The 12,196-nt window shown below is 43.9% G+C and carries 10 protein-coding genes; 4 read left to right on the top strand and 6 right to left on the bottom strand.

Annotation, left to right across the window (positions count from 1 at the left end; genetic code table 11):
- Positions 1–7: 7 nt before the first annotated feature.
- The 6 genes from J4N43_RS06855 to aspT all read right to left on the bottom strand — a co-directional run bounded on the left by J4N43_RS06855 (position 8) and on the right by aspT (position 7,274).
- On the bottom strand, positions 8–916 hold the full coding sequence (locus J4N43_RS06855; protein WP_017821360.1) for a LysR family transcriptional regulator: 909 nt from the start codon (positions 914–916) through the stop codon (positions 8–10).
- A gap of 142 nt (positions 917–1,058) precedes the next feature.
- Positions 1,059–1,487 carry a hypothetical protein gene (locus J4N43_RS06850; RefSeq protein WP_053350322.1) on the bottom strand — a complete coding sequence of 143 codons (429 nt, stop codon included), beginning with the start codon at positions 1,485–1,487 and terminating at the stop codon, positions 1,059–1,061.
- A gap of 17 nt (positions 1,488–1,504) precedes the next feature.
- Positions 1,505–2,674, bottom strand: a complete 1,170-nt coding sequence (locus J4N43_RS06845) for a patatin-like phospholipase family protein (RefSeq protein WP_053350321.1) — start codon at positions 2,672–2,674, stop codon at positions 1,505–1,507.
- 210 nt (positions 2,675–2,884) lie between these two features.
- A complete protein-coding gene (gene pdxY, locus J4N43_RS06840; RefSeq protein ID WP_005377109.1) occupies positions 2,885–3,742 on the bottom strand; it encodes a pyridoxal kinase PdxY in 858 nt (285 codons plus the stop codon).
- A 125-nt stretch (positions 3,743–3,867) separates the two neighbouring features.
- Complete coding sequence (locus tag J4N43_RS06835; RefSeq protein ID WP_158159685.1) at positions 3,868–5,463, bottom strand: bifunctional aspartate transaminase/aspartate 4-decarboxylase; 1,596 nt, start codon at positions 5,461–5,463, stop codon at positions 3,868–3,870.
- A 95-nt stretch (positions 5,464–5,558) separates the two neighbouring features.
- On the bottom strand, positions 5,559–7,274 hold the full coding sequence (aspT, locus tag J4N43_RS06830) for an aspartate-alanine antiporter (RefSeq protein ID WP_042523827.1): 1,716 nt from the start codon (positions 7,272–7,274) through the stop codon (positions 5,559–5,561).
- A gap of 426 nt (positions 7,275–7,700) precedes the next feature.
- Between aspT and J4N43_RS06825 the strand changes: the two genes are divergently transcribed.
- The 4 genes from J4N43_RS06825 to J4N43_RS06810 all read left to right on the top strand — a co-directional run bounded on the left by J4N43_RS06825 (position 7,701) and on the right by J4N43_RS06810 (position 12,114).
- Positions 7,701–7,913 carry a DUF1656 domain-containing protein gene (locus J4N43_RS06825; protein WP_033005140.1) on the top strand — a complete coding sequence of 71 codons (213 nt, stop codon included), beginning with the start codon at positions 7,701–7,703 and terminating at the stop codon, positions 7,911–7,913.
- Positions 7,914–7,923: 10 nt separating this feature from the next.
- On the top strand, positions 7,924–8,787 hold the full coding sequence (locus J4N43_RS06820; protein WP_053350319.1) for an HlyD family secretion protein: 864 nt from the start codon (positions 7,924–7,926) through the stop codon (positions 8,785–8,787).
- Positions 8,788–8,800: 13 nt separating this feature from the next.
- On the top strand, positions 8,801–10,156 hold the full coding sequence (locus J4N43_RS06815) for an FUSC family protein (RefSeq protein ID WP_158159686.1): 1,356 nt from the start codon (positions 8,801–8,803) through the stop codon (positions 10,154–10,156).
- Positions 10,157–10,458: 302 nt separating this feature from the next.
- A complete protein-coding gene (locus J4N43_RS06810; protein WP_064354002.1) occupies positions 10,459–12,114 on the top strand; it encodes a hypothetical protein in 1,656 nt (551 codons plus the stop codon).
- Positions 12,115–12,196 lie beyond the last annotated feature (82 nt).

Below are 12,196 nucleotides of genomic sequence, written 5' to 3'. Positions count from 1 at the left end.
GTCGCCGCTAAGTCATATCGCGGATTATTTTCTCTCGGTATTCTGTAACGACCTTCATGATTGAATTTTTTACATCACCGACTTGCTTAGAGGGTTGGCACCATAGGCCAAAACCAAACTTAAAACCTTCCAATAATTCAGAAGCTTCCACTGGCTCTATATGATTATTAGAAAACTCCGAATGGGCAAACGTTCTGGGGAGAATCGCCCATCCTAAACCTGCTTCAACCATTTTCACTACAAGGGCCAATTGGTCGACCTCTTCATGGTTCGAACTTACGATGACTTTTTCGCCCATTCCCTCTTCAATAAGAGACCGCAGTACAAATTGTTTACTATTCCTCAAGGCTGTCAATACTCGATCTGGTGCCACAGAAGCGAGTTCACCACCTTTCTGGACGAAAGGAACAAATTCAAAATGACCTAAAAACGTCGCATCCAAACTATGTATTGCTCGACTATCATGTACATTGACAATACCGAATTGATACTCACCATTCTGTAAACCCTCTTTAATTTCGTTGCGATTACGAACAAGAAAGTTAACTCGCATCATCGGAAAATCTGCTGCTAATTGAATACGAAGCAATACAAGAAAACGGTGTGGTATAGCGCTTGAATAGGCGATACTAACATTCTCTAACCCACCGTAAGCTAGACTTAATGCGACTTTATCGAAAGTACGTGCTTGTTCGATGGTTTGCTTAGCATAGTGGTAAAGAAGATGACCATCTTCTGTCGGTTCTACCGAGCGCCCCACTCGCTCAAACAGGTTGACCGCCAGTTGGTCTTCAAGATTGGTAATCACCTGCCCTATTGTGGTTCGGTGCTTATTGAGTTTGACCGCCGCCTTACTAAACGAAAGCTGTTCATAAACGGTTACGAACGCGAGAAGTTGTTCAAAACTAAAATTCATAGGTTGTGCTTACTTTTTAGAGTTATCTAATTAAATTACCACAAGATCGTAGAATTGCTACTTGGTAACGGAAACAATCTGCGTTTGAATTCCTTCTCGACGACACAAAAAAACCTACTAGCTTCAGTAGGTTTTCTCTAACTTAGTTGTACTCAACGACGCGAGCCAAATAGTTAAATTCACCCGAGTCACCATGATAATCGCGGTAAACATCCACACTAAAATACTTAGGTTGATCAGCTTGAATGTGGTCAACGATCTTCTGTTCTAATGACGCTAGCGTTTCACCCGTTTGCGAATACACAAACTGCTTGTTCACTTTTTCCAATTTGCGTTGCTTCGCTTCTTTGTGCGAAACATAGTTGTTGATCTCTTCCCACTTACCCACGTACTCGACTGCCACGTAACTCGAGTTCTCATCAATCATGATAAAGGCTGCACCTTCTTCTTTAATGGCAGACAGTTGCTGCATGTCACTGTCGACTTTTTGCTGATCAAGGTGAGCACCACTTTGTGCAAATACAGTCGCAGAAGCAGTGAGCATCATTAACGTTAGAACGGCTTTTTTCATTGTGTTTTTTTCCTGTGTTAAGGGAGTTCAGTCACCCAAAGTTGTCCTTGGGTGGCTTTTTTGAATCCATATTCGTAAATCGTCAGCAAGTAGCGGTGATCGAACATATCTTTCGTTACTTTGGCGTATCTGAAATCTTGGTCAATGTAGGTAAACTGCATCTCGATATCGTTGATTTCACTGATGTATTTCATTCGATAGAGATCACCACGAGTTTGCGCTAGCGTAAGGCTTGAGACACTTTTCGATACCAAGTCCAAACCTTTGTCTTTTAGTGGACGATACGGCGCTTTTAACGCACCATTGCGAATCACATCCAACTGAGGCGCTTTTTCTAACCCCAAAGCATCTGAGATTTGTTGATAGTTGAAGTTAGACGGATTAAAGAACACCTGCGCTGCGAGACCGCCATCTACGTGTAACTCCTCAAGTATTTCTCCATCATGTTCAACATCGATAAATTGTGGAGGGAAAACACCAGGGATCGATGCGCTCGCAGCAAGCACCTTGTAGATAAGTTCAGATTTGTCCGCTAAATCACTGTTCGCAATCGCACCAATATTCCAAATCACCAGTTCGCCTGAATCAAAATGGGTACTGCCAATAAAGAGGCGTTTACCATTGCGGTGTTGCTGCGCCATCGCCTCGATCATGGGCTCAGGGTAAGCGTCTGCGATGAAATCATAGAGGTTCTCACCATCGGTAAACGCGTCCTTAAACAGGGTATTTAAGAAGTTCTTCTTACCCAAAATATTCTTATCATTGATGTTGAGCATGACTTCTTTCATCTTTGGCATCGCATCACCGCCAATGAAAACAAAAGGAGCGATTAGGGCACCCGCACTGACTCCAGTAATGATGGCATAATCTTTTAGCTCCCCCTTTTCCTGTAGCCCCATCAAAACGCCGGCCCCGTATGCGCCGTTTACGCCACCACCCGATAAGGCCAAAATATTGAGCTGTTCACCCTCTACTTTGATCGGTGTGGTTTGATTGTGCGCTGAGTAGAGAAAATCCGGCGCTTCATTGGCCCACATTCGAAGTGGCTCATTTGGTGTCGAACTCGCGATCTCGACATCTTTATAGTTGCTTTGAGAAACACGAACATCCAGCGTATGAGGTGAACTACAAGCTACTATCAAAAGCGAAAGTGCAACCGTCACACCAGAGGAAATTAAACGATTCATAATCAGTCTCATTTAATGTTCTCTGGCGTATGACCAGAGACTCAGTTTGAAGTTAATTGGGTCAAAATGAAGTCCGTTTCGTTGTGTGGAGTTACTATAGCTAGGCACGGCTAAACCCCATAATCGCGATTGTAGGATGCTATCCATCAAAGCAATTATGCCAAGTTTCTATATGCTAACTTTACGCTTCTCCGTTAATTAGGTACTGCGCTAAGCAATTTTCACGACGTTGAACTCATGCGTCGGTTCGACAAATTCGTATTGGGCATTGATCGTCTGTAGCTCCCATGTGCCATAGCCTTTGGTGATCTCCAATACACCGTAAACGGCGTTATGTGTATGACGAAAGGCTGCGACAGGAGACATCTTCTTCACCAAACAAGAAGTAAAAATCGCAGAAATCAAATCACCGACACCGACTGGCTGCATAGCAAATTCAACACTAGGGCGTTGGGCCAAATAGCTTGCTTTCGGCGTGGCTAAAATCATACTGAAGGCGTCATCTGTTAGTGCATGCAGGTGTTTCACCAATACCATTTTCGGTCCCAGCTCTAGGGCTTTTTTACATGCAGTGACCGCATCATAAAGAGAGTCAATTTTCACACCTGTTAACTCGCTCAGTTCAAACTGGTTAGGAACAATCACATCAGCGATGGGCAACAAGCTATGGCTTATCGCTTCTTTGACACCGTCTGCCACAATGCAACCTTTGTCTGGATCACCCATAACTGGGTCACACACATAAAGCGCGCTGTGGTTACGCGATTTGACTAAACTTACCGCTTCGGCCACCGCTCGACATTGCTCTGCGCTGCCTTGATAACCGGACAGTATCGCGCCACATTCGCCTAACTTCTCAATGTTATCTAAGCCTCTCATTAGAGAATGAATTTCATCTGCCCCAAACTTCTGTCCAGTCCAACCTTGCTGGTACTGAGTGTGATTTGAAAACTGAACCGTGTGAATTGGCCATACTTCGAGGCCCATTCTCTGCATTGGGAAGACTGCAGAACTGTTTCCGGCGTGGCCATAAACCACATGAGATTGAATAGAAATAATGCTTTTCATAAGTCACTCTTAATAGGGAAGTTTGTTAGCTTGGCGACTAAATAAACACAATGCCGCGCACTGTGCTTATTTGGTCGGAATAGCCTCGACAACGCCGAGGCTTATTCTTAATCAGGCGGGATTAATTAGCCTTGGAACTCAGCAAAGTACTCATCCAACACTTTGCGTGTTGCACGACCGATAAGCTCGTATTCGTGGTGAGTAAGGTTTGCTAGCGAAACTCGAACTGATGCATGCACTACATCGAAGCCTTGGCCTGGAAGTAGGATAACGCCGGTTTCATGTGCAAGGCGGAACAGGAAGTCTTTGCCCTTCTCGCTCGCTTTGAACCATTCAACGAATGCTGGTCCGTACAATTTGCCGCCCAGAGTGTCGAGCTCAAGCAGTGTGTAGTAGTCCACACGATCTTTGTTTTCTTCAATTTCTACACCCATGTTTTTGTACAGAGTTTTGTAACGCTCGCGAATGATGCGTTTACATGCTTCTTTGTAGTTTTTCTCTGAGTCCATCAGACAATTCAATGAGAACAGCGCCATTTGAACTTGTTGAGGAAGCGACAAACCTGCTGTGTGGTTAAGCGCTACGCTACGGCTGTCGGCAACGATACGGTCAATAAACTTGATCTCACGAGGTTCCGGAGTCAGCGTTTTGTAACGATCGTCCAACTCAAGTTGACGCACTTCAGGAAGGCTACGCATTGCATCGTCAAACACGTTGTTGTGTTGAATCGCAATCGAGCCTAAACGCCAGCCTGTTGCACCGAAGTACTTAGAGAACGAATACACACAAAGCGTGTTGTATGGCAGTTTTGCAAACAGTGAGACAAAGTCGTCCGCAAATGTGCCGTATACATCGTCAGTCACAATGAACAGGTCGCTACGTTCGTTGTTCACAAAATTTGATAGGTTATCCAGAGTCTCATCCGAGAACTTCACAGACGCTGGGTTTGCCGGGTTAACAACACAAAGCAGTTTGATGCCTGTATCTGCAAGCTTTTCGATTTCAGACATCGGCAGTTGCCATGTTGTCTCATCCAGACGTAGTTCAACGATTTCCAGTTCGTATTCACTCAGTTCTGGAATCTCTAGGTAAGGCGTAAAGATTGGAGTGATTAGCGCAACCTTGTCACCTTTCTTCAATAGACCGTTGTTGAACATAGTTTGGAAGGTGTACGTCATAGACGCCGTACCGCCTTCCGTTGCAAACAGATCGAAGTCTGTTGTCATTGGCATTGGGCCGTACATCTCTTCTGCAATGTATTGCTTCACAACGGTTTCGATGTTCGTCAACATACGTGGTGGCACTGGGTAGTTACATGCAAGGTATGCGTTAACCAGTTCATTCAAGAATGCTTGTTTCTCTAGACCCAAACGGTCTTTTGCGTAGCTCAGCGACTTTTCCAAGAACTGTACGCCTTGGTCTTGTTTATTCTTGCTTGCAAACGTATCGAAGCGTTCAACAATGCCCACACCATCTGGAATGCCACCGAAACCACCATCTAGGTATGAATAAGTGCGCTCGGCTTCCAATATTGCGAACTCACCCAAACGAATGAATGCTTTACGCGGTAGTGTCGCAAGAAAATTAGGATTACCACGACCTGCATCTAATAAAGCGCGGTCAGGAACAGTTTGTGCCACTTCAATAAGTTTATCTTTTAATTCAAATGGGCTTAAATCTGCAAATTTTGAAAAATCAATTGTTGTATTTTGCGTAGTCATAATATTTACCTGAATTTATTATTTAGTAAAATTTGGATAATACTTCCCCTACCGCCTATTTAATTAGGCGATAAGAGTGTTCGAATTTATTTAAATTACATGCCTGCGTTTAAAGTAATAATGCCGACAATAATTGGACCCCATAGGGTAAGCAGTACATTGGCGACTGCATAAGTCACGGTGAATGAGAATACTGGTGTTGCATTACCTGTTTTTTCCATTAAAGCCGCAAATGCTGGGTTCGCACTTCGTCCACCTGTCACACAGCCAAGTGCTTCAACTGGATTCTTAATCTTCAATACAAAATATGAGAAGAAGAACGAAATAATCTGAGGGATAATCGTTACACCCATGCCAAGGAACAACAGAGACATACCGTGTTCTTTGATGGTGTCGACCGCTTGAGGCCCAGCCTCAAGGCCAACAATGCCCACAAATGCTGCCAAACCGAAATCTCGAATAAAGTTCGCGGCCCCCACAGGAAACTGAGCAACATGCGGATTGCGGCTACGCAACCAACCCACAATCAAACCTGAGATCAAACAACCTGCACCAGAACCGATAGTGACGGGAATACCAGCAATCTTAAAACTGATTAGACCAATTAATAGACCCACCACCATGCCCATACCAAGCACGACTAAGTCAGTCACGTTTGCTGAGCCCATTCGCTGACCAATGTTTTTCTCAACGCGATTGATGTCTTTTGCGGTACCTGTAAGCTGGATGACGTCATTTTTCTTCACCACAAGATCCGGCGTCATTTCAATTGAGTTGCCTTCACGAATATAGTCTGTCACATAAATACCGCGCATAGAGCCTTGGTTCGAAGCCTCTTTAATCTCTTGCAGCGACTTACCAATCAGTTTGCGGTTGTCTGCGATCAGTTGACGGTTTTCTTCAATAACTTCATAGCCTTCTGGAAGTGCAATCTCGTTGTCAGCCAAACCATCTTGCAGCTGATGTACTGCATTACGGCGACCTGTTACAACAATGACATCCCCTTCTTTCAGTGCTGTGAATTTGTCCACGTCTAGCACTTTGCCATCGCGTTGAATCAATTCAATACAAGCAGCCAGAGCGTGTTGGTTTAACTGGGCTAAGGTTTTGCCTGCTAGCCCACCATCTTTGCTCACTTTAAATGCTCGTGTAACCAGCGCTGTGACAGCGTTGAACTCACCCGGCGCTAAATCACGCTTACCATTTGAATTTTTCTCTTCTAGCGCAATCGCTTCTGCTCGGATATCCCACTTCATCAGTGTTGGGAATACCCATGTCACCATCAGAATTGGACCAAGCGAACCAAAGATGTACGTAACTGCGTAGCCTACTGCGACGTTGGTCTGCATTAGGTGCTTCGCTTCTTCTGTCACACCACCAAGACGTGCGATCGCATCACCCGCTGTACCGATGATTGCCGATTGAGTCAAACCACCAGCTGCAAGGCCTGCTGCCGTACCTCTGTCTAGATCAAACATCCAAGCTGCCGCTAGCACACAAAGCAGACCTGAAACCGTCATAACCACGGCAGAAAGTAGAATGTTGATGGTTCTAAAGTTCAATGCTTTGAAGAACTGAGCACCACCTTGATACCCTACTGCGTAAATAAAGAGCGCAAAGAAAATGCTTTTTACGCCGGGATCAATATGAACACCAAATTGCCCAATAATTACACCCATTAATAATGTTCCGGCAACACCGCCAAGAACAAATCGACCAATGGTAATTTTACCAACCATATAACCGAGAGAGAGCGTAATAAAGAGAGCAACAAATGGTGCCATGTCAAAAAGGTTAGAAATAATTTCCATGACAATTTTACTCTTACTAATAAATATAAAACTCAAATAATCTAACGAATAATCTGTCACTCATATTTGTTGGATTATTTAATTTAAAAAGCATCTCGTTTGCTTCGAAGCGAATATTAGGAACAAAAACTCACAACTCGTAATCCTATTTGAAGGACGAAACCATCACTTCGCATATTCAAACGCAAACATTGAACAATAATTGTCGAAAATTTAATAACTTAGTGTTCTGCAATAGACACGAGATAAATCGGAAAATAATTTTATTTTTGTTATCGCTCTCCAAAAAGCGGGTTGGTTGCATCATTCCCTCTATATAGCGCATAACACCTTTCGTTTGATGGATTAGATCCTCCAAAAGCGATTATCACGGATGCCATCATTTGCCTTATCTTTCCATTCATCAAGTTAATAGAGAAAAACACCATGAACTCAATGCCACATGAACTTGTGTGGGGCGAAGTTTACTTCCCACCCTTGTTGCTGGTTATTGCATTGGCTTACATGCTCACCATTTTGGTCGGAACCATTGCTACAAAACTGGGTATCCACAAATACGTTGCATTTCCTGCACTCGCAGAGCTGAGCCTAATTGTGATTTTTACTGGCGTTATTGGTCGATTCATTACCATATTTTGAGGCAAATTCCGTGATAAAACGTTATCTCATCACACTGCTACTACTGTGTTCAGCTGGCACCGTGATTTTCAGCTACTACCAATCATACACTGACAACCCATGGACTAGAGATGGCCAAGTTAGCGCGCACATCGTTTCTATAACCCCCCGCGTGACAGGACAAATCATCCAAGTCTACGTTGAAGACAATTCGCAAGTGAAACAAGGCGATTTGCTGTTTGAGATTGACCCAAGCATCTATAAAGCGGCGTACCACAAAGCGCTAGCAGCTCAAAAGCAAGCCATTGCATTACTAGCAAAGGCCAAAAATGAAGAGCAGCGAGCACTTAAGTTAGAAAAGCGCACACCTGGCGCTGTACCTGTACTGACATTGAATAACCTAGACAATGCGGTGGAGACAGCCGTTGCCAACGTAGAGCTCGCGAAAGCCAATGTTGAAGAAGCCAAGCTAGACCTTGATTACACAAAAGTTTATGCGCCAACGAATGGTTATATAACTAATTTGAACTTACGCGTCGGCTCTCAAGTCGTCGCTAACTCCCCAGTCGTGGCTTTGATTGATGAAGACAGCTTTTGGATCGAAGGATATTTCAAAGAAACGGATTTAGTTGGCGTTGATCCACAAGATAAAGCCTACGTGACCTTAATGATGCACAATGAAGCTGTGCTGGAAGGAAAAATCAAAAGCATTGGCTACGGCATTGCGAAGCAAGATGGTAGTACTGGTAACGATCTTTTGCCCAATGTGAACCCTAACTTTCAGTGGATACGCTTAGCTCAACGCATTCCAATTAAAGTCAAATTAGATCACTTACCGAAAGATTTTCAACTACGTGTTGGTATGACGGCCTCTATCAAAATCATCAAACAATAATGCGGTGGAATGTATGTTTAATGCCTCAACCAAAGAAGCAATCAAAGCTGCGCTGTCTATCGTTATCGCGATCTGCCTTGCCTTATGGTTTCAATGGGAGAAACCGTATTGGGCAGCGATCGCAGTCGCGGTAATGGCATTAAATGAAAGCTTCGCTCACTCGATAAACAAAGGTCATAATCGCTTATTAGGAACCCTCCTTGGCATCGGTTATGCCTTTTTCCTCATCACGACGTTTTCTCAAGATCGCTTTTTGTTTCTCACCTTCTTCACCTTGTTTTTAGGTGCGTGCATTTTTATGTCGAGCGACGAAAAGTATGGTTATGTGTTCTCTATCGGTTTTGCTGTGTGCTCCATCATCGCATGTATGGGAGGATTTGATAGTCAAGCAACGTTCCACTTCGCTGTTCTTCGCATGCAAGAGACTATTCTTGGTGTGATCACGTTTTCTGTTGTGTACCGATTAGTCTGGCCAGTCAGTACAGAACAAAACTTCATTCAACGTTTTGAGACCAGCAGAGAGGCGATGCTTAACGCTATGAAATCGCCCAATGATATAGATATTGAAGCTCTTGAGACCAACAGCGCCAACATAGAAAAGTTATTCCAACTGGTCGGCTTACCACTTACTGGCAGCTACCACTTGAAAGAACATCGTCAGCTATGGCGTGCGCGTTTAAATGAGATGGCACAAATCCAAGACCGATTGCTAGAACAAGCAGATAAATCGCAAAGTCGTGAGATCGATTGGCCAACGCTAACGCAGCAACTTCAAAGCTTTGATATTAAAAATCCAAGTACGTCGCTCATTGGTCACGTTGCTTATGTTATGCAAAGAGAGAAAAACACGGTTTGGCATCACGAGCATAGAACGTTTATCCAGCATTTGAATGAAGACGGCAGAAAGGTACTGCAAGGTGTCTCCATGTTCGTCACTTCTTTGTTGATCTGGATTTATCTGCCCGTACCCGGAGGTTTCATTTTTCCGATGCTAGCAGGCGTGTTCTCTTCAATCGTTCCCACTATGCCACTAAGCATTATTAAAGATGCATTTTTTGGTGTGATAGGCACTGGCACGGTGATTCTATTGCAATACATTTTCATAATGCCAATGATGACCGAGCTTTGGCAGCTTGGGCTATTCTACTTCATCAACATCATCGTAATTTGGAAGGTATTTTCCACACCAAAACTGATGGTACACAGAATTCTAGGTATTAACTTATTGGTTGTCTTGACATCAGGAGCGCTCAATTTAACCCCAGCGTATCGAATTGAAACACCATTGCTGATGCTGGTAAACATTATGATCATTTTGATGATTGCCAAGTTGTTTACCGACCTGTTCCGTATTCGCGTCACGGCCTAAGCGTCACCTCCGTTCTTGAAACTAAAGCCCTGCATTGCTTCTGCTATGCGGGGCTGTTTGTTTGTGAGCTAGCCATTATTCCTCCGTAACCCATAAAGCGAGGATAGTATCCATCAAAAGCGATTAACGGTATTTCTCTTCACCTCATAAAATCCTCTCATTGATTCACGAAATGCAATCGAAAACTCTGCATTCACAACGTCAATCACAGCAAACACATCTATCTAACTGAACAAGAAGTTCAGTGACACATTAACTGTCTGAGTCTCGAAGGTTTGAGACTATTCAGAGTGGAAACTGTCATGAGTTTTTTTGAATTACGCGCCGGCAAGACGTCTTCTCTTACTGTGCTCGCGAGCGCACTAATGCTTACTACCCCCACTTTTGGCTTCGCCGCTGAAGAGACGACGACCTACAACGAAGTAATCGAGCAAGGCCGAGCGCTGTTCGACAAATACGGTATCAGTCATGATTTACCAAAACTGGCCATCAGCTCTCTAGTTCAAGGCGAGCATTTGGTCGAGCATGCCCACCGAAGTGTTAAAATCGGTGATAGCGTTCGCGATTCGTCCGTCTACTTGGTTAAGAACACCGATAACAAAGGCAACATTGATCTGCGTATCAAGTACAACCCTGAACAACTCGATGAAAATGAAAAAGTACTTGATGAGATCGAAGCTTTCACACGAACAGAATACCGCCTTCGAAACTACGCGGAGAGTTTTGATCCGTCATCAGTAAGAGCCAAAGAGGATCAGAATGGTAATGTGATCATCAGTTTTAATTACTCAAAATACGGTCTTCCTCAAGATATCGCCTACTTTCGCTTTTTAAGCGTTGATATTGAGTTGGTTAATGGTGAACCGAAACGTATGGTCATTACCAACGATAAACCGTTCACACATCACAACTACCAAGTGGATTCTTACGATCAAGAGATCCTCTTCCAGAAGTTAGCGTCAGGCAAAATTGCGATTGCCAGTAAAAACACCAAGATAGTTGGTTCAAAGAAAAATAAACCACTCGAAATGATGAGCAGCGTAAAACCGGTAGCGATTTATGAAGATAAGCTTGGCGTGCAAGTACTAGACGAAAAACGCTTGAATGAGGTCTCTGATCCACGCATGCAAGAAGCCAGTGTTAAGCTAGACCGAGTTTTTCCTTTAATGGGTGATATGGTTCGTCGTCAAGGTATCGATTTGCCTCTGCCGTTTGGTGTGTCGCTAGCGTATCGGAATCAAGATATGAATATTCCATTTAATGATTTCACGATTGAAGGCATCGGCCTTAATGAACTGTTTGATCCAGAAGACAGTGTCGGCATCGTGAGTGCTGAGAGCATGACGCTTCGTGGCGATGTAAACATCCTGCCATTTTGGAATGTATTTGGTTACATCGGAAAAGTTAATGTCGATGCCAATGTTGATGCCGCCTACACGGGTGAAGGTGGCCAGTACATAAAAGATAAGCTGAACGATAAACTGCCAGGATTAGGTGATAAGTTTTGCGATGGTTTATCTGCACTTTGTAGTCGCGGACGCCTAGACGTGCCGCTGCATTTGGAATATGACCTTCGTGGTATAGGTACAACCCTTTCGGTTGGCTATAAAGAATTCTTTGCTTCTGTCACTGGTACCTATTCGCAAACTCGCTTAAAGGGCTTAGATGATTGGGGCGATGGTATTGTTACTGTACAGCCGATGTTGGGTTATCAACTTGTCGATTATCGCACGCAGTTCTTTGTCGGAGCAGAATATCAAGGACTGGACGCTCGAATGGACGGGCATGTAAAAAGTGGTGATATCGAATTCGATTACGACATTGGTGTAGATCTTAATCAATGGGCGTTTTTGACTGGTTTCAATAAGCAAATCGGCAAAAACTACAACCTGACCTTTCTCTATAACAAAGGGGAAACTCGAGAGTCAGTAACCTTAAATCTTGGTTACCGTTTCTAGCTCTCATAAAGAGCCCGCCCCTAGACGATGGTAGGACTGCATCCTACAAAGGCGATTACTGAAACTGTCGCCGATGTCCTAC

Origin of the sequence: Vibrio sp. SCSIO 43009, from assembly GCF_023716525.1 — a bacterium.
In the GTDB taxonomy this organism is placed as follows: Bacteria; Pseudomonadota; Gammaproteobacteria; order Enterobacterales; family Vibrionaceae; genus Vibrio; species Vibrio alginolyticus.
Note: the sequence above shows the minus strand (reverse complement) of the source record. Positions and strands in the feature narration are given on the sequence as shown.